This is a genomic window from Stenotrophomonas sp. 3(2025), assembly GCF_052665395.1.
In genome coordinates this window covers 225074-243708 of record NZ_JBQOIF010000002.1, presented here as the reverse complement: position 1 = coordinate 243708, position 18635 = coordinate 225074, and the positions used below count along the sequence as shown (strand labels likewise).

Annotated in this window: 17 protein-coding genes; 7 read left to right on the top strand and 10 right to left on the bottom strand. The window is 66.1% G+C overall.

The window, feature by feature from the left end; all coding sequences use genetic code 11:
• Positions 1-69: 69 nt before the first annotated feature.
• Together ACUXVE_RS02630 and yidA are read right to left on the bottom strand one after the other, a co-directional pair.
• A complete protein-coding gene (locus ACUXVE_RS02630; RefSeq protein ID WP_445513759.1) occupies positions 70-2385 on the bottom strand; it encodes a TonB-dependent receptor in 2316 nt (771 codons plus the stop codon).
• Between the two features lie 361 nt (positions 2386-2746).
• Positions 2747-3580 (bottom strand): sugar-phosphatase, encoded by an 834-nt coding sequence (yidA, locus tag ACUXVE_RS02625; protein ID WP_445513758.1) that lies wholly within the window; start codon positions 3578-3580, stop codon positions 2747-2749.
• A 172-nt stretch (positions 3581-3752) separates the two neighbouring features.
• Here yidA and ACUXVE_RS02620 point away from each other — a divergent pair, with 172 nt between their 5' ends.
• Entirely contained in the window at positions 3753-4415 is a 663-nt protein-coding gene (locus ACUXVE_RS02620; protein ID WP_025877405.1) for an exopolysaccharide biosynthesis protein, read from the top strand.
• 50 nt (positions 4416-4465) lie between these two features.
• On the opposite strand, the gene ACUXVE_RS02615 is transcribed toward ACUXVE_RS02620, so the two are convergent.
• From ACUXVE_RS02615 to ACUXVE_RS02605, 3 genes are all read right to left on the bottom strand, one after another.
• Positions 4466-5776 carry a PQQ-dependent sugar dehydrogenase gene (locus ACUXVE_RS02615; RefSeq protein WP_445513757.1) on the bottom strand — a complete coding sequence of 437 codons (1311 nt, stop codon included), beginning with the start codon at positions 5774-5776 and terminating at the stop codon, positions 4466-4468.
• Positions 5769-6209 carry a DUF2231 domain-containing protein gene (locus tag ACUXVE_RS02610; protein ID WP_025877408.1) on the bottom strand — a complete coding sequence of 147 codons (441 nt, stop codon included), beginning with the start codon at positions 6207-6209 and terminating at the stop codon, positions 5769-5771. Before ACUXVE_RS02610 ends, ACUXVE_RS02615 begins: the two co-directional genes overlap by 8 nt.
• Positions 6210-6623: 414 nt before the next feature.
• A complete protein-coding gene (locus tag ACUXVE_RS02605) occupies positions 6624-7076 on the bottom strand; it encodes a hypothetical protein (RefSeq protein ID WP_445513756.1) in 453 nt (150 codons plus the stop codon).
• A 251-nt stretch (positions 7077-7327) separates the two neighbouring features.
• Here ACUXVE_RS02605 and ACUXVE_RS02600 point away from each other — a divergent pair, with 251 nt between their 5' ends.
• Together ACUXVE_RS02600 and ACUXVE_RS02595 are read left to right on the top strand one after the other, a co-directional pair.
• On the top strand, positions 7328-9094 hold the full coding sequence (locus ACUXVE_RS02600; RefSeq protein WP_445513755.1) for a S8 family serine peptidase: 1767 nt from the start codon (positions 7328-7330) through the stop codon (positions 9092-9094).
• On the top strand, positions 9094-9672 hold the full coding sequence (locus ACUXVE_RS02595) for a S8 family serine peptidase (protein WP_445513754.1): 579 nt from the start codon (positions 9094-9096) through the stop codon (positions 9670-9672). Before ACUXVE_RS02600 ends, ACUXVE_RS02595 begins: the two co-directional genes overlap by 1 nt.
• Before the next feature lie 177 nt (positions 9673-9849).
• Here the strand turns inward: ACUXVE_RS02595 and ACUXVE_RS02590 are convergent, their stop codons facing one another.
• The 5 genes from ACUXVE_RS02590 to cyoA form a co-directional block, all read right to left on the bottom strand.
• Positions 9850-10536 (bottom strand): SCO family protein, encoded by a 687-nt coding sequence (locus tag ACUXVE_RS02590; protein ID WP_080149638.1) that lies wholly within the window; start codon positions 10534-10536, stop codon positions 9850-9852.
• Between the two features lie 114 nt (positions 10537-10650).
• Positions 10651-10983, bottom strand: a complete 333-nt coding sequence (gene cyoD / locus ACUXVE_RS02585) for a cytochrome o ubiquinol oxidase subunit IV (RefSeq protein ID WP_025877422.1) — start codon at positions 10981-10983, stop codon at positions 10651-10653.
• A gap of 1 nt (position 10984) precedes the next feature.
• Positions 10985-11620 carry a cytochrome o ubiquinol oxidase subunit III gene (gene cyoC, locus ACUXVE_RS02580; protein WP_080278337.1) on the bottom strand — a complete coding sequence of 212 codons (636 nt, stop codon included), beginning with the start codon at positions 11618-11620 and terminating at the stop codon, positions 10985-10987.
• Complete coding sequence (gene cyoB / locus ACUXVE_RS02575; protein ID WP_059065479.1) at positions 11617-13593, bottom strand: cytochrome o ubiquinol oxidase subunit I; 1977 nt, start codon at positions 13591-13593, stop codon at positions 11617-11619. The genes cyoC and cyoB overlap by 4 nt, the downstream gene beginning before the upstream one ends.
• A 5-nt stretch (positions 13594-13598) precedes the next feature.
• A complete protein-coding gene (cyoA, locus tag ACUXVE_RS02570; protein WP_093819340.1) occupies positions 13599-14504 on the bottom strand; it encodes a ubiquinol oxidase subunit II in 906 nt (301 codons plus the stop codon).
• Positions 14505-14687: 183 nt separating this feature from the next.
• Here cyoA and ACUXVE_RS02565 point away from each other — a divergent pair, with 183 nt between their 5' ends.
• From ACUXVE_RS02565 to ACUXVE_RS02550, 4 genes are all read left to right on the top strand, one after another.
• Positions 14688-16103, top strand: a complete 1416-nt coding sequence (locus ACUXVE_RS02565; protein ID WP_025877430.1) for an aminotransferase-like domain-containing protein — start codon at positions 14688-14690, stop codon at positions 16101-16103.
• A 71-nt stretch (positions 16104-16174) separates the two neighbouring features.
• The gene (locus ACUXVE_RS02560; protein ID WP_025877432.1) at positions 16175-16435 is read left to right on the top strand and encodes a hypothetical protein; all 261 of its coding nucleotides are present in this window, start codon (positions 16175-16177) and stop codon (positions 16433-16435) included.
• Positions 16435-17037: a DUF6436 domain-containing protein gene (locus ACUXVE_RS02555; protein WP_222388205.1), complete on the top strand. Its 603-nt coding sequence runs from the start codon at positions 16435-16437 to the stop codon at positions 17035-17037. Before ACUXVE_RS02560 ends, ACUXVE_RS02555 begins: the two co-directional genes overlap by 1 nt.
• 9 nt (positions 17038-17046) lie before the next feature.
• Positions 17047-18576 carry an aminotransferase-like domain-containing protein gene (locus ACUXVE_RS02550; protein ID WP_445513753.1) on the top strand — a complete coding sequence of 510 codons (1530 nt, stop codon included), beginning with the start codon at positions 17047-17049 and terminating at the stop codon, positions 18574-18576.
• Positions 18577-18635 lie beyond the last annotated feature (59 nt).

The following is an 18635-nucleotide window of genomic DNA, read 5'->3' as shown; positions in this document are numbered from 1 at the left end:
ATTTCGCCGGGCATGGCCCGGCGCTACCCAGCCTGCCGCGAAGTGCATCCACGCATGGCGTGGATCTACTTAGAAGGTTATCGAGGTGCTGAACATCACCTGCCGGGGGGCGCTGCGCTGCAGGGTCTGGTAGTCGCCCGAGAACGACGAGCCGGCGATGGTGGCGGTGCCGATGTTGTTGCGGTTGAACAGGTTGCTCACGTCCAGCCGCAGCTCCAGCCCCGGCAGCAGGCTGTCCGGGCCCAGGGTGTAGGCGGTGTACGCGTTGACCTGCCAGAACGTCGGCACGCGGATGTCGTTTTCATAGGTGAAGGGCTGGCGCAGGTATGAGGTGCTGGTGGCACCGAACCGCCAGCCGCCGAAGTGCGCGGACAGTTCGCTGACCAGCGACAGCTGCGGGTAGCCCGGCTGCGCGTTGCCCTTGATCGGGTACACGGTATCGCCCACCACGAAATCGCTGTCGTAGTACGAGCGCGCCAGCGCGATGCCCTGGTAGAACTGCAGGTGGTCGGTCAGGTCGGCGGTGATGCCGAGGTCGGCGCCGATCACGTGCATCTTCGGCATCAAGCGCACCGTGTTGATCTGCGCGAACTGGGTGCCGATGGCCGCCGACAGCAGGCGGTTGCGGATGTCGTTGTAGAACACATCACCGGTCACGGTCAGGCGGTCGAAGCGGTGGCTGGCGCCCACGGTCAGGTTCCAGTTCTTTTCCGGACGCAGGGTGCCGGCCACGCGGTCGAACTCTTTCTGGTCACTGATGGTCCAGGCCGACGCGGTATAGCCGATGTTGCCGCGCTGGGCCACGCGATAGCCGTTCATGGTGTTGACCAGGTCGATGAAGGCATCGGTGCGCTCGGTCGGGCTCCAGTACAGCGACACGTGTGGCAGGAAGTTGCTCTTTGCGCGCAGCGTGCCGGACACCGGGCGCTCCGCTGAGTCGCCGATGCCACCACCGGTGGTAGTGAAGTCCACGGCCTTGAAGCCCAGCCCCAGCACCAGCGTGTCGGTGACGGCGTAATTGTCATGCAGGTAGAACTGCCTCGAGCGGGTCACCCAGCTGGATGCGTTGTCGGTCTGGAACGCCGGCCCGTACACATCGAACGGCCCGGTCGCCTTGAGTGGTTTGCCCTGGCCCAGCAGCGGCTGCTGGTACCACTCGGTCTTCGCGGCCGCCTTGCTCTTCTCCTGCCAGAAACCGGTGGTGAGGGTGTGCGCACCGGTCTCGAACTGCAGGTTGAACATGCCACCGAGGCGATTGAGGTGCGGCGTCTGCACCTGTTCGGAGAAGGGCGCGCCGTTGGGCGAGGGCACGGTCGGGTCGGTCAACGTGGCCTGGGTGTGGCTGTTGGCGTTGTACAGCTGCACGTTGCCGCTGAGCGCGGGCGTGATCTGGAAGCGATGGTTGATCGAAGCGACACGGTCGCGGGTCACCTGGCCGGTGTCGTAGGGAATCAGCTCGGACAGCTCGCCGCAGGTGTAGGCGCCGCAGGACTTTTCGGCGTTCTCCGGCGAGGCCACGTAGTACGCCCACGCATAGTCCGGATAGAAGCTGTCGGCCTTCCAGCCCAGCTTGCGGATCATGTCGAAGGAGATGTTGTTGTAGCCCCACACTGCGGCCTTGCTGTCGGACAGGAACACGGTGAAGTCACCCCACGCCACATCCTGCTGCGCCTTCAGGTCACCGCGCAGGAACTTCTGGGTGCCGGCGCCCTGGTACTTGTCGGCCGACACGCGCTGCAGGTCGACCAGCAGCTTCGGGCCGTGTTCGCCCAGCTGGCCGCTCTGGCCCGAGACCGTGGTGACCCGCGTGTTGTTGCTGCCCACGCCCTGCTTGATGCGCAGGCTGGGGGTGTCCTGCAGGTCGCGCAGGCGGTACTCGAGGCTGCCGCCATTGACGCTGCTGGAGAACACACTGACCGGTGCACCGCCCGGGCTGACCGTGATCGAACCGATGCCATCGGGCACGCCGACGTTGACCACGCTGGTGCCGGTAAGCGAGAGGAAGCCGTTGTCGTTCAGCGGCACGCCCTCGAAGGTGATGCCCATTTCATTCATGCGGAAACCGCGCACGAACAGGCTGGTGGCGGAAATATCCAGCCCCAGCCCGTCGGTGGCGGTGTAGCTGGCACCCGGCACGTTCTTCAGCATCGACAGGCCGTTGTTGCCGGTCACCATCGCATCCAGGTCGGTGGCATTGATGACGTAGCGGTTCGGGCCCACCACCTGGGTGGGGGCGACAGCGGCACCGCGTGGGGTGGCGATGACCTGCAGCGCGTTCAAGGTGGTGGGGGTGTCGTGCGCGGCGTCGGTGGATTCGGCAGCGTGAAGCGGTGAAACGAGGGCGGTAGCGATTGCCAGGGCAAGAAGCGTAGGTGGAGTGTTCATGGCCAGATCCAGGGTGCAGGGGAAAGGTGGCGCAGGCGCACGCCCAGCGCGATGCGACGCCGGTGTACGGCGCGCTGGCTGGCGGCGATTGCATTGAAGTGATGACGGCGCGGTAAGCGCCGGTCAGTGGCAGATGAAGACGATCATCTGCCGTGGGATTCGGTGGCGTGATTTCGACGTGCGGAATTCTTGCATCACACTGCCGCATCCGCCATTGCACCGTGGTACAGCGCCGATGGCGCTGTGTATGGATGCGCTATACGTGGGTATAGCCCTTGCGTGATAGGCCGACCTTGGTCGGCGCTTGCAGGCTGCGTGTGCCAACCAAGGTTGGCACCTACCGGCGAAGATGGACGCGCGGTTACTGCAGCACGAAGCGCTCGATCGCCCTGGCCACGCCTTCATCGGCGTTGGTGGCGGTCTCGAAGCGCGCCACGGCCTTTACCGCATCGATGGCATTGCCCATCGCCACGCTGGTGCCGGCGTACTGCAGCATGGTCAGGTCGTTCTCCTGGTCGCCGATGGCCATCACATTGGCGCGGTCGATGCCCAGGTGCTCGGCCAGCTTCTGCAGGCTCGGCCCCTTGCCGGCGCGGTGGTCGAATACTTCCAGGAAGAACGGCGCGCTCTTCAGCACTGCGAAGCGCTCGGTCAGCGCGGCAGGCAGGCGCGCGATGGCGGCGTCCAGCACGTCCGGTTCGTCGATCATCATCAGCTTGATGAAGGACATGCCCGGGTCCATGTCGGCCACGCGGCGGTACGACAGTGGCATGCGCGAAAGATGCGAGTCGGCCACGGTGTAGATGCTGATGTCCTGGTTGGGCGTGTACATGCGCTGCGCGTCCAGTGCCTGGAAGTGCACGCCGATCTCGCGGGCGACCTGTTCGCAGTACACGAAATCGTCGAAGCTGAGCGGATACTCGATTACGGTTTCGCGCGGGCCGATGCGCTGCACCAGGCCACCGTTGCAGGCGATGCAGTAGTCATCGTCGCCCTCGATGCCCAGCTCATGCAGGAACGGCGCCAGCCCGGGAACCGGGCGGCCGCTGGTCAGCACGATGTGCACGCCCAGCGCGCGCGCCTGGGCGATGGCCTGCTTGACGCGCGCGGTGAGCTTGTGGGCGGGGTCCAGCAGCGTGCCATCCATATCGATGGCGACCAGTTCGATGGTCGATTGCCTGCGACCCATGTCCATCATCTTCAACCAGTGGGGGGGACGCCCATTTTAGGCCAGGCCGCCTGGCAACGCCGGCCTCATGCATCGTTCACCTCTGCGCGGCGCTGGCCGGGGATACTCGTGGGGCCTGTGCGTCCCCCACCGCAGGACGGCCCTATCGACCGCCCTTCCCTGGACACTCTTTCGACGCATGACCTACCAAGCGCCCGACGCCACCGACACCGCCCCTCTTGCCCAGCAGATTGAAGACCTGATCGACGGCCTGCCCGGCGACCACATACGCGTGGGCACGCTGCTGCATGCGCTGGGCGACGAAGGCCTGATGCTGGTGGTGATCCTGCTGTCGGCGATCTTCCTGATTCCGGTATCGATTCCCGGGCTGAGCACGGTGTTCGGTGCGTCCATCCTGCTGATCGGCCTGAGCCGCGTGCGCGACCGTCCGTTGTGGGTGCCGCAGCGATTGGCCGACAAGCAGATCGCCACCGACAAGCTGAAAGCCAACCTGGGCCGTGCCCTGAAATGGGTGCATCGGATGGAGCGGTTGTCCCGGCCGATGCGGCTGGCAGCGATGGTTCGCTCAAAGAAGATGATGCGCTTGAACAACCTGGCGCTGGTGTTCGCCACGATCCTGCTGATGCTGCCGGCCGGGCCGATTCCCTTCAGCAACACGCTGCCGGCGCTGGCGCTGATGTCCTTTGCCATCGGCTTCATCCAGCGCGATGGCGCAGCGGTGGCGGCCGGCTACGGCTTCGTGGTGGCGTCGGTGGTGTACTTCGGTGTGCTGCTGGGCGGCGTGGGCTTTGCGGCCGAATCGGTGTTCAGTGGCTTCCGCAGCGGGTCATCGGCGCTGTAGAGCCGAGCATGGGCTCGGCTCTACAGCACGGGTGATGCGCGGGCAGCCGGCTACTTCGCCGACACCCGCCACACCACGTCGCCCACATCATCGGCGACCAGCAGCGCGCCCTCCGCATCGATGGCCATGCCCACCGGCGCGCCCATCAGCGTCTTCTCGTCCTTGGACGCGAACCCGCTCACCACCGCTTCCGGGCGGCCGGCCGGCTTGCCGTCCTTGAACGGCACGTACACCACTTCGTAGCCGCTCAGTGGCGAGCGGTCCCAGCTGCCGTGCTCGCCGATGAAGGCACCGCCGTGGTACTTCGCCGGCAGTGCCTGGCCGGTGTAGAACAACAGGCCCAGCGGTGCCACGTGCGAGCCGATGGCGAAGTCCGGGCGGATTGCCTTGGCTACCAGGTCCGGCCGCTGCGGCTGCACGCGCTCGTCCACATGCTGGCCGTAGTAGCTGTAGGGCCAGCCGTAGAAGCCGTGCTCCTGCACCGAGGTGAGGTAATCGGGCACCAGGTCGGCGCCGATCTCGTCGCGTTCGTTCACCACCGCCCACAGCTTGCCGGTGCTCGGCTCCCAGTCCAGGCCGGTGGGGTTGCGCAGGCCCGAGGCGTAGATGCGGCTGCCGCTGGTGGCCACGTCCACTTCCAGCACCACCGCGCGGCGATACTCGACGGCCAGGCCATTCTCGGTGATGTTGCTGTTGGAGCCCACGCCCACGTACAGCTTGCTGCCATCGCGGCTGGCCAGCAGTTCCTTGGTCCAGTGGTGGTTGATGGTGCTGGGCAGGTCAGTGAACTCGCTGCCCTTGTCGGACATGCGGGTTTCGCCCGGCACGTAGTGGTATTTGATGATGTTGCCGGTGTTGGCCACATACAGCGTGTCACCGATCAGCTGGATGCCGAACGGCGAGTGCAGGTTTTCGATGTACACGTGCTGGGTCCAGATGCCGGTGCCCGGCGTGCGCCGCAGCAACGTGACCCGGTTGCCGCCCTTGCCGGCCTTGCCCGAGCGCGCCTTCACCTTGCCGGCGATCCACTGCTTGGGCGTGGTGACCGGCTCTTCGCCGGGGCCGTTGCCCTCCACCACCAGCACATCGCCGTTGGGCAGGGTCAACAATCGCCGCGGGTGCTGCAGGTTGGCAGCGATGCGTTCGATCTTCAGGCCGTCGGCCACCGACGGTGCCTGGCCCTCGGCCCAGCCCACGCCCTTGGGCACCTGCATCGGCGGCATCAGGTAGTTCTGCGGCGCGGGCAGCGGTGGCTGTGCACCGGACTGGTCGGCCGGGTGGTATTCGGCCTTGCCGGCACACGCGGCCAGCGCCAATGCCAGCGAAAGCACGCCCACGGCAGGCAGGATGCGCTTAGCCATGACGGGCTCCTTGCAGCACCGGCTGCTGCAGCGAAAGCACGATGAAGCCAAGCGCGATCAGTGCCACCGTCAGCGCGGAGAGGATGGTGCCCGGCACGGCCGCCGCATAGGCATCGCGGCTGTGCACGAAGGCGTTCCAGACGGCCAGCACGATGGCGACCAGGTTGAGCAGGAAATCGAGGCGGTCGGTGCCGGTGGCGGTGCCGTTGCGGCGCCAGACCGCGAACAGGTTGATCAGCCGCGGCAGGATGGCGATCAGCAGGCCGAAGGTGATCAGCCACGCCGCCGACTTGCCCCACATCACTTCAGCGGTGTTGAGGTAGAGGATGTCGAAAATGAGGCCGGCCACGAAGAAGCCGAACGGTATCGGATTCAACAGGCTGAAGAGTGTTGTGCCGAGGCCGCGATGGGCCTGGGCGACGGGGTTGACCATGGTCGTGCTCCGTTCGGGGAAGGGGTGCACGGGCTGTAGTAGCACAGGGGGGCGGGAGGGGGTGCGATGATCTGGGCATCGGATGGCTTCGACGCTATGGCGATGCCCAATGCGAAGTCCGCACGACGTGGCCAGTGCCATCCAGCTCCACCGACCACGCCTCGATATGGGGCAGGAATGGATTTTCGTACCACAGCCGTTCCACGCAGGTACCACCGCATGGGGTGCTGGCATAGCGGGAAAACCGTTGTCCACGCGGCTCTGTGACATCGGGTGCACCCAGCGCATCGATGACCGCCTCTCGACGGTCCCCGGGCTGCAGGGAAGCGATGCCGCGCTCGGCCAGGATGGAAGTAGCCGAGCATCCCCCCACGTAAAGCACGGCTGCCAACGCCAACAGCCACGCCAGGGTCTTCACGTCTGCGCCTCCGCATCCAGCTCCATGGCAGCGTCCCGTATCTCATGGAATGGCAGCATGGTCTCGAAGCCGAATTCGTGTTCCATGCTGATGCGGACCAGGCCGCCAATGGCGAACCAGCTGGTATTGGCGTGCACATCGATCCCATGCCAACCGCCCCCTGCCAGCAGATCCAGCGTCTGCGCCCGGGGCATCTTTGTCTTCTCCTCCCGCAGCAACGCGCGGCGGTGCCGTTTCATCAGCAGGCGCAGCTGCTTCACCGTTGTGATGTTGAATGCGGTGAGCTCCGGCAGCAGCTCGGCGATGTCGGCGTCGGTCCAGTATTCGTGGCGACGGTGATACATCGACAGCACCACCTTGCGGATGGTGGCCACGGTGAGTGGGGCCAGATCGGCGCGGGCGCGGGCATTGGGGCGTTTCATCCGGTGTCCTCCGGGGAGCCTGGGCATGGTGGCATGGCGGTGGGGTTCCGGTGCGGGTGGAGTGTGCCAACCAAGGTTGGCACCTAGCGGGGCACCGACCAGAGCGGCGCAGTCGTCATTACAAGGCGGCATAAGTGTTTGTGACGTATTTGGCACATCCGCACATCGACTGCGTGAAGAGGTAGGGGGGTGTTCGTTGTGTCGCGTTTGGCTCGTTGCGATGGGGCAGTTCCGCCCCGCCGTCCTGCCATGCCGATTCACAACAGAAGGATTCGTGTATGAAGCGACACACGCAACGCTCCGCGCCACCGCGCTCTGCGCGCCTGGCCCTGGCCACTGCCCTGGTACTGGGCAGCCTGGCCGTTACCGCCCAGGCGCAACAGGCCGACCCACTGGCGGGTATCCAGTGGCATCTGCGAAATACCGGGCAGACGGTGCCGGCCGATACGCTGCCGGTGGCCGGCAACGATCTCAACGTCGATGGCCTGTTCCGCAATGGCATCCGTGGCCAGGGCGTGGTGATCGGCATCGTCGATGACGGCCTGCAGATCGCCCACCCGGACCTGGCCGCGAACGTGGCGGCGGTAGCGGGCAAGAACTTCGCCAACGGCTCCAACAATCCCACGCCGTCCAATCCCGATGCCGACAACCACGGCACGATGGTGGGCGGCATCGCCGGTGCGGTGGGCGCCAACAACCTGGGCGTGCGTGGCGTGGCCCCGGCGGCAACGCTGAAGGGCTTCAACGTGCTGGCCTCCAATGCGCAGGGCAACCAGCAGAGCAACATCGAATACGCCTGGTGGGATGGCGCCGAGTCGGTGGATGTGCAGGTGTTCAACAACAGCTGGGGCGCTGGCCCGGGCAACCCCAACCTGCCCGTGGCCTACAGCCAGAACACGGTGAGTTCGTACGAGCAGGCACTGTCGGGCACGCGCGGTGGCCGCGGCGGCATCTACGTGAAGTCGGCCGGCAACAACTTCAACAACGCCTCGATCAGCCAGACCCAGGACGTCTGCACCACCGATACCAAGAACCGCAACACCGGCTGTGTGCCGGCCGGCCGCGATCCACGCAACAACCTGTTCAACGTGATCACCGTGGGTGCAGTGCGCGCCGATGGCGTGCGTTCGTCGTACTCGTCCACCGGTTCGGCACTGTGGGTGTCGGCCTTTGGCGGCGAGTACGGCCTGCAGGCGCAGTACGCCCCGAACCTGGTGGCACGTGCGTACGATCCGGCCATCGTCACCACCGACGTGACCGGCTGCACCCAAGGCAGCAACAAGAACACCAACCGCCAGAACACGCTGGACAGCAACCTGTCGGCCATCGACAGCACCTGCAACTACACCGCGAAGATGAACGGTACGTCGGCGTCGGCGCCGATGGTATCGGGCGTGGCGGCGCTGGTGCTGGAGGCCAACCCGAACCTGTCCTACCGCGATGTGAAGTACATCCTCGCCACGACGGCCACCCGCAACCATCCGAACCAGCCGGCGGTGACCCTGGCCGACGGCCGCACGCTGGTGCCGGGCTGGACGGTGAATGCAGCCAACCGCGCTTACAGCAACTGGTACGGGTTCGGTGTGGTCAACGCGGCGCGCGCCGTGCAGGTCGCCGAGACCTTCCAGTCGTTGGGCCCACTGCTGGATACGGGCTGGCGCACCACCACGCGCACGGTGGCCATCGGCAACACCTCCGCCGCCGCCGCGCGGTTGACCTTCCAGCTGGCCAATGGTGCACGCAACATCGAGTCGGTGCAGCTGGGCTTCCGGGTGAACCACAGCAATACCCGCCAGCTGCAGTTCGTGCTTGTTTCGCCCAGTGGTACGCGCAGCGTGGTGCAGCCGGCCTTCACCGCCATCGGTTCGGGTACCAATGGCGTGCAGCGCAACTTCACCAACTGGGATCTGCTGTCCAGCAATGCCTTCCTGGATGAAAATGCCACCGGCACCTGGACGCTGGAAGTGACCGACATGGGGCAGGCCGCGAATGCTGCATCGCGCGGCAACCTCGAATTCTTCAAGATCCGCGTTCTGGGGCACTGATGATGAAAACGACCATTCTGTTGAGCACGCTCGCCTTCGTGGCGATGACCTCCCCTGCCTGGGCACAGAGCTCGGGGCAGACCCCACCGGCACGGAGCCTGTCCACCGTGGATGCGCAGGAGCTGAAAGCTTCGGCCACCGGCCGTTCGTTCGACGTGGGCGGCACGCGTTTCCAGCTGTCCCCGTCGACCACGGTGCAGCAGGCTGCGGGCGGCCAGTTCCGGATCACGCCGCAGGCAGCGGCCACCACCAGTTCGCGCAGCAAGCGTTCGCTGGATGGCGCGGCAGCAGCTGGCGCTGATGCCGGCGCCGGCAAGTTCGCCGCTGCGGTGTCCATCGATGGCGCGCCGGTGGTGGCGACCTCGCGGGTGAAGGTGTTCTTTACCGATGCGGCGTCTGCACAACGCGCGGCGAAGGCCACGGGTGGCACCGTGGTGAAGGTGTCCAAGGCCGCCGGCCTGGCCATCGTCGAGTACCCATCGGTGAACGCGGCGCTGGATGCGAGCACCCGGCTGCTGTCGATTGCGGGCGTGCGCGCAGCCGAGCCGGACGTGGTGCAGTGGGAAGAGAAGAAGTGATCCTGGGCGTTGCGTGATACCCCCCCCGGCCGGTTGGCTCTCCTGGCCGGCCGGGGGGATTGGCGAGCGGGAGGGCGTGCCGACCAACGGTCGGCACCCACCAGAATCCAATGGCACCCACCAGATTCATTCATCGCGTGTCGTCCAAGGTCGACACCTGCCAGGGCGATGCGTCGTTCAGCGTGCGGCGATGCTCGCGCTGTGCGGCAGCTTGCACGCCGCCAGCGCTTCACTGCCTGCGGCCGGATGTTCCGGCTCCAGCAGCAACCGCTGCACGTCCGAGAACAGCTGCTCCACCGGCATGCCGTAGGGCGCGAACAGGCGCAGGCGACCCTGTCGGTCGAACACGTAGCCGCCGGCGATGTGGCTCATCGTGTAGGTGTCCGGCAGCTGTCCGGGCTCTTTCTCGTAGAACGCCTTGAAGTCACTGGCCATCGCCGAGAGCTGTGCCTCGTCACCGACCAGTGCCATCGCCTTCGGGTCGAACGCGTGCACATAGGTGTGCGCGACTTCGGGGGTATCGCGCGCCGGATCGACGCTTACAAACACGACCTGCAACTGGTCGGCATCCTTGCCCATCAGGTGCTTGACCTGGCTCAGTTCGACCATCGTGGTCGGGCACACGTCCGGGCAGCTGGTGAAGCCGAAGAACAGGTAGGTCACCTGCCCCTGCAGGTCCTTCGGGCCACGCAGGGTGCCGGCGCTGTCAGGCATGGTCCAGTGCTGGCCCAGTTCCTCGCAGGCGATGTCCTTGGAATAGAAATCCATGCGCGACTGCGCGCTGCAGCCGGCCAGCAGGCCGAGTGCGAGGCCTGCGGCAAGCAGCGGCAGGCGCAGGGAACGAACAACGGAAGCAACACGCATCACGGGTACCACCAACACGAGGTGGGCGCGGTCTCGGTCAGGCCTGCCCTGGGGGGAGAGAGGGCTGAGGTGCCAGGGCGATCGCGCACTCCTTGCCGATCGCCCCGGCCACGGTCAGTTGATCATCATGTGGTAGTGCATGCTCCAGATGATCCAGATCGACAACGCGACCACGATGAACAGGATCACCAGGGTGAACACGAAGCTGGCGAGGTTCCAGCCACCTTCGGATTTGCGGTCCATGTGCAGGAAGTACACCAGCTGCACCAGGATCTGCGCGACCGCGAAGCCGACCAGCAGGAACAGCGTGACCGGCCGCGACAGCACCGGGTTCATCACCAGCGCGAACGGCACCACCGTCAGCAACGCGCACAGCACGAAGCCGATCAGGTAGGACTTGGTGGAACCGTGCGCATTGCCGGCGCGCGAGGTTTCGACGTGGGCCATGTCAGAAGGCTCCGATCAGGTAGACGAAGGTGAAGACGCAGATCCACACCAGGTCCAGGAAGTGCCAGAACAGGCTCAGGCAGGACACGCGGGTGATGTTGGTCGGGGTGAGGCCGCGGCGATACACCTGGTGCATCACCACCGCCATCCAGATCAGGCCGCTGGCCACGTGCAGGCCGTGGGTGGCAACCAGGGCGAAGAACGCCGACAGGTAGGCACTGGTGCTGGGACCGGCACCTTCATGGATGAGGTGCGAGAACTCGTACAGCTCCATGCCGATGAACGAGGCGCCGAGCACGAAGGTCACGCCCAGCCAGCGCAGCACCGCCGCCTTGTCCAGGCGGTGCATGGCCAGCACGGCCTGGCCATAGGTGATGCTGGACACCAGCAGGATGAAGGTCTCGGCCATCACGAACGGCAGCGAGAACAGTTCCTTGCCGGTCGGGCCGCCGGCGTAGGCGGTGCTGAGCACCGCGTACGAGGCGAACAGCGAGCCGAACAGCACCAGGTCGGACATGAGGTATACCCACATGCCGAACACCTTCATGCCGCCCTGTTCGTGGGCGTGATCGTGCTCGTGATGGTCGTCGTGGACCAGCACATCGCTGTCCAGTTGCGGACGGGTCAACAGGTTCATGCGCCTGCCTCCTGCAGCTTGGCGTGGTTGGCCGCTTCGGTACGCGCCACCTCTTCGGAGCTGACGTAGTAATCCACGTCCTCGTTGTAGGAGCGCGCGATCAGGGTGACGATCATCGCGATGAAGCTGGCACCGGCCATCCACCAGATGTGCCACACCAGGGCGAAGCACAGCACCAGGATCCAGGCGTTGAGGATCAGCGGCACACCGGTGTTCTTCGGCATGTGGATCGGTGCGTACTTCTTCGGCGGCGGCGGCAGGCCACGCTTCTTCGCTTCGTGGAAGGCGTCCAGCTCATCGGCCTTGGGCACCACGGCGAAGTTGTAGAACGGCGGCGGCGACGGCGTGGCCCATTCCAGCGTGCGTGCATTCCACGGGTCGCCGGTGAGGTCGAGGTTGCGCTTGCGGTCGCGCACGCTGACGTAGATCTGCACCAGCATCAGGATGATGCCCGCGAACACGAACAGCGCACCGATGAAGGCGGCGATCAGGTACGGCGTCCACGCCGGGTTGTCGTACTGGTTCATGCGCCGGGTCATGCCCATGAAGCCCAGCATGTACAGCGGCATGAAGGCCAGGTAGAAGCCGATCACCCAACAGGCGAAGGACCACTTGCCCAGGCGCTCGTTGAGGGTGAAGCCGAACACCTTCGGGAACCAGTAGACGAAGCCGGCCAGATAGCCGAACAGCGCACCGCCGATGATGGTGTTGTGGAAGTGCGCGACCAGGAACAGGCTGTTGTGCAGCAGGAAGTCCGCGCCCGGGATGGCCAGCAGCACGCCGGTCATGCCACCGATGGTGAAGGTGACCAGGAAGGCGATGGTCCACAGCATCGGCACGCTGAACTCCACGCGGCCGCCGTACATGGTGAACAACCAGGTGAAGATCTTCACGCCGGTGGGGATGGCGATGATCATCGTCATGATGCCGAAGAAGGCATTGACGCTGGCACCGGAGCCCATGGTGAAGAAGTGGTGCAGCCAGACGATGAAGGACAGGATGCCGATCGCCAGGGTGGCGCCGACCATCGACTTGTAGCCGAACAGCTTCTTGCGCGAGAAGGTGGCGGTCACTTCAGAGAAGATGCCGAATGCCGGCAGCACCAGGATGTACACCTCCGGGTGGCCCCAGGCCCACACCAGGTTCACGTACATCATCGGGTTGCCACCCAACGTGTTGGTGTAGAAGTTGAAGTCCAGGTAGCGGTCCAGGGTGAGCGCACCCAGGGCTACGGTCAGGATCGGGAAGGCGGCGATGATGATCACGCTGGTGACCAGCACGGTCCAGGTGAACACCGGCATCTTCATCAACGTCATGCCCGGCGCACGCATGCGCAGGATGGTGATGAACAGATTGACGCCGGTCAGCAACGTACCGATGCCGGAAGCCTGCAACGCCCAGATGTAGTAATCGACACCGACCCCCGGACTGAACTCGATGCCCGACAGCGGCGGATAGGCGACCCAGCCGGTCATCGCGAATTCGCCAACACCCAGCGAGATCATCATCAGCGCAGCGCCGACCACGAAGATCCAGAAGCTGAAGGCGTTGAGGAACGGGAACGCCATGTCGCGCGCGCCGATCTGCAGCGGCACGATGATGTTCATCAGGCCGACCACGAACGGGGTGGCCACGAAGAAGATCATGATCACGCCGTGCGCGGTGAAGATCTGGTCGTAGTGTTCCGGTGGCAGGAAGCCATCACTGCCCGGCCCGGCCGCCGCCAGCTGTGCGCGCATCATCAGTGCATCGGCGAAGCCGCGCACCAGCATGACCAGCGCGACGACGACGTACATGATGCCGATCTTCTTGTGGTCCACCGTGGTGAACCAGTCGCGCCAGAGCACGCCCCACAGCTTGAAATAGCTCACCGCGCCGAGCAGCGCGAGGCCGCCCAGCACCATGGCCGCCAACGTGACCACGACGATCGGCTCGTGCAGAGGCACGGCCTCCCACGTCAATTTACCCAACATGTTCGTTACTCCTGGGAAACCTGGGCACCGCCGGCAGCGCCCGCCGGGGTTGCAGCAGCGGTGTTCTCACCGACGCCGATGAACTGGTCGATGACCTTCTTGAACAGCAGCGGTTCGACGCTGGAGAAGTGCTGCACCGGTGCATTCTTGGACGGCGCGGCCAGCGCCTTGAACTGCTCGAAGCTGAGCGCATCCGGCGCGCTGCGCACCTCGGCCACCCAGCGATCGAAGTCTTCGTTGCTGCTGGCGGTGGCGATGAACTTCATGTTCGAGAAGCCATGGCCGCTGTAGTTGCCGGACATGCCACGGAACTGGCCGGGTTCGTTGGCGATCAGGTGCAGCTGCGTGCGCATGCCGGCCATCGCGTAGATCTGTCCACCCAGCTGCGGGATGAAGAAGGTGTTCATCGTCGAGTTGGAGGTGATGTTGAACGCCAGCGCGCGGTTGGCCGGGAAGTTGAGCTGGTTGACGGTGGCGATGCCCAGGTCCGGGTACACGAACACCCACTTCCAGTCGGTGGCGATCACGTCCACGTGCAGCGGTTCGCCGGCCACGTCCAGCGGCTTGTACGGATCGAGCTCGTGGGTGGACTTCCACACGATCACCGCCAGTACCGCGATGATGATCAGCGGCACGCCCCAGACCACCACTTCCACCTTGGTGGAGTGCGACCAGTCCGGCGTGTACTTCGCCTTGGTATTGCCGGCGCGGAAGCGCCAGGCGAACACGAAGGTCAGCACGATGGCCGGCACGACGACGATCAGCATCAGCCCGATGCAGATCAGGATCAGGTCGCGCTGTGCGATCCCGACCATGCCCTTCGAATCCAGCAGCACCCAATCGCAGCCCGTCAGGGCGATGCAGGCCAGGGCGACCAGCGCCAGGCGGATGCGGTTCCAGCAGATATTCATTGGTGGTCAACCCTGTTGAAGATGCGCGCTTGACCGGCTCGCCTGCGCGCAGCGCCCGGGCGTGGAGCGGCTACACTGTGGGTACGAGGTCGCCTACAAACAGGCGAGCCACTCCAATCAAGCCCATACAAGATACAGCATTGTATGGACTTGTGCATCTGCACGTATGGAAAAATCCGACCGATGACGCCTCCTGCTGCCGGCCGCCGCCTGAAACACCCCAACCGGACCTGGGTCCGCCCGTTCCGTGAGGGCGCAGGACCGCTGTACCTGCAGATCGCCCAGCAGGTGCGCGAGGCGGTGGACGATGGCGTGCTGCGCCCGGGCGATCGCCTGCCGCCGCAGCGCGACCTGGCCCAGCAGGTGGGGGTGGACCTGACCACGGTCACCCGCGCCTTCGCCGAACTGCGCCAGGCCGGCCTGCTGGACGCGCAGGGCGCCGGCGGCACCTTCATTGCGATGTCCGCCGGCAACCGCAGCACCTCGGTCGACCTGAGCATGAACATCCCGCCGCTGCTGGGCAGCGCGCCGTTCGCACAGGGCATGGAGGCCGGGTTCCAGCACCTGGGCCAGCAGCTGGGCCAGGGCGAGCTGATGAGCTACCACGTCGGTGCCGGCAGCCGCGACGACCGCGCTGCGGCCGTGCAATGGCTGGCGCCGGTGCTCGGCCCGGTGGGCGCCGAGCGGGTGGTGATCTGCCCCGGCGCACAGACTGCGCTGTGCGCACTGATCCTGGCCCGCACCCAGCCGGGCGAACTGATCGCCGCCGAGCAACTGACCTATCCGGGCCTGCTGGCCGCTGCGCGCGTGCTGCAGCGGGGCGTGGTGCCGGTGGCGATGGACGCCGAGGGCATGCTGCCCGATGCCCTGGACGAAGCCTGCCAGCAGCGCCGGCCGCGCCTGCTGTACCTGGTGCCGACCATCCAGAACCCGACCACGGCGACGATGTCGGCGCAGCGCCGGCAGGCCCTGCTGGCGGTGGCAAGGCGGCACGAACTGACCGTGGTCGAGGACGATCCCTACTGGCTGCTGGCCGGCGATGCCGCCCCGCCGCTGGCCGCGCTGGCCGACGGTGGCTGCCCGGTCTACTACATCTCCACCCTGTCCAAGTGCCTGGCCCCCGGCCTGCGCACGGCCTACCTGGTGGTGCCGGGCGGCGAGCCGATGGAGCCGGTGCTGGACGCCCTGCGTGCGATCGCGCTGATGCCCACCCAGTCGATGGTGGCAGTGGCCTCGCACTGGATCCGCACGGGCCAGGCGCAGGCGATGGTGCAGCGCTTCCAGCAGGAACTGCGCGAGCGCCAGGCCATTGCTGCCCGCTACCTGCCCGCCCGCCGCCAGGCCCACCCGGCCGGCCTGCATGTGTGGCTGCCGTTGCCGCCGCGGCTGGACCAGTACCGGCTGATCCAGGCGGCACAGGAACAGGGCCTGGGCATTGCCAGCTCCGATGCCTTCAGCGTGGAGGAACCGCCACCGGGCAACGCCATCCGCCTGTCGCTGGGCGGTGCGGTGGATCAGGAGGCACTGGCCGGTGCGCTGGCCAAGCTGAACGAGATCCTGTCCGAGGCGCCCGACGCGCGGCATTCGGCGATCGTCTGAGCCATCCCGTGGGCCATACCCATACAAGATGATATCTTGTATGTAATGTATGGACGGAGGATGTGCCGCAGATGGCCGCCGACAAACTGAAGTTCCACCTGGTGATGGCTGGCTGCGGCGGGTTCGTCGTGCTGATGCTGGCCGCCCTGGCCTGGGTCTGCCTGCAACCGCAGACCGTGGATGTGCAGGCCGCCGAGCGCCACGCCATTGAACAGTGCCTGCAACGCAGCGAGGACGCGGCGCGCAGCGAGATCCAGCGCCGCGCCCAGGCCGACTCCTGCCGCGAGATGCGCAAGCAGTACGTGCACAAGTTCGGCGCGGACGGCTCCTGATGGGCGCAGCCGCGCCGCGCCCACGCCGTCCGATGCTGCCGGTGATGATCGCCCTCGCCTGCCTGTTCATGGCCGGCGTGGCGGTGGCACTGTGGCAGTACTTCGGCTATGGCGAGCAGTCCACGTTCGCCGAACAGGCCATCGTCTTCGATGACTCGCAGCTGCGGTTGCCGGCGGAACTGGCCGGCGACACCGGCCGCATCCGCGTGGTGCATTTCTGGGACCCGGCCTGCGGCGTGTGCAACCGCGAAACCGGTGCGCACCTGAGCTACCTGATCAGCATGTATCGCCGCGCCGGCATCGACTTCTATGCGATCCGCCGCCCCGGTACCCAGGGTGAACTGCCCGAGCCGCTGCGCAGCAAGGTGATCACCCTGCCGACCATTGACGGCATCGGGAACATTCCAGCCAGCCCGGCGGTGGCGATCTGGGACCGCCAGGGCCACCTGGCCTATGCCGGCCCGTACAGCATCGGCATGGTCTGCAATTCGGCCAACAGCTTCGTCGAACCGTTGCTGGACAAACTGGTGCGCGGGGAAACCGTGCGCCCGAAAGGACTGCTTGCCGTGGGCTGCTACTGCCCCTGGCAGGCCCAGCGCTGAGGACGCGCGATGACATCACCGACGCTGGCCGGCGCAGCCGCCACACACAACAACGGCGGTCACCTGTCCGAACCGACCGATGGTTATGGACAGGCTCCCGCCGTTGGAAGCAACGATACGCCCCGACATCCTCCGTACATGCCGCGACCCGATGTCGCAGGGCCTGGCATTGCAGGGCTGGGCTGGGTGCAGGACGTGCACGTGCACAGCGGCCCGATCTACCTGCGCATCGTCAACACGCTGGAACGCACCATCAATCGTGGCGGCCTTGCGCCCGGGCAACGGCTGCCCTCGCAGCGCGCGTTGGCGCAGCAGCTCGGCGTGGACCTGACCACGGTGACCCGCGCCTTCGATGAAGCACGCAAGCGTGGGCTGATCGAAGCACGCGGGCCACAGGGCAGCTTCATCGCGCCGCCCAAGGCGGGCTTTGACCAGGCCGTCGATCTCAGCATGAACGTGCCACCGGTACCCGACGCCGATGCACTGGCGGAAATGCTGCGTCGAGGCGCAGCGGCGGTGCTTGCGCGCAGCAATGCGCCGAACCTGATGACCTATCACCTGGGCGGTGGCAACCCGACCGACCGCCACGCGGCGGCGCGCTGGCTGCAGCCGATGCTGGGCACGGTGGACGATGCTCGCCTGCTGCTGACCGAAGGCGCACAGGTGGCGCTGGCGGCGATCCTGCTCAGCCAGGGGCGCGAGGGCGATGCGATCCTCTGCGACCGGTTGGTGTATCCGGGTCTGCTGCAGGCCGCCGCCGCACTGGGACGGCGGCTGGTCGCGGTGGAGGGCGACGAACATGGCATGTGCCCGGAGGCGCTGGCCCGCCGGGCGCGGGAATGTGGCGCGCGCCTGGTCTACCTCAACCCCACCTGCCAGAACCCGACGGCGCTGACCGTGCCCACCACGCGGCGCGAAGCGCTGGCGCGGGTGCTGGAGCGCGAAGGCCTGCTGGCGATCGAGGACGATCCGTACTGGCACCTGGCCGTCACTGCGCCCATTCCGCTGGCGACGCTGGCACCGCGACACGTGTTCCATGTGGCCACGCTTTCAAAGGTGATCAGCCCCGGCCTGCGTACCGCGTTCGTGCAATGCCCGGGCGCCGCCCATGCCGAGGCGATGGCCACCGCACTGCGTGCCACGCGGTTGATGGGCCATCCGCTGGTATCCGCGCTGGCCAGCCAACTGCTGCTGGATGGCTCGGCGCAGGCGCTGCTGGCGCAGGTACGCGAGGAAGCGCGCGAGCGCACGCGGATGGCGCGGTATCTGCTGGCACCCTCGTTGCTGGAGCACGCCGATGGGCTGCATGCGTGGTGCCGGGTGCCAGCGCCATGGACCGACGCCACGCTGGTGCGTACGGCGCAGCTGCAGGGCCTGGCGATTGCGCCTTCATCGGCGTTCTGTCCGCCGGGCCCGCCGTTCGCGAGCGGGGTGCGGCTGTCGTTGGGATTGGCTGCGGACCGGCGGCAACTGGAAAACGCGCTGCGGCGGATCGATCGGTTGTTGTTGTCCGATGCGTTGCCGGCGATTGACCGCTAGTGGAAGGACATCCACGCATGGCGTGGATCTACTGGGCCTGTTCCGGTAGATGCCAACCT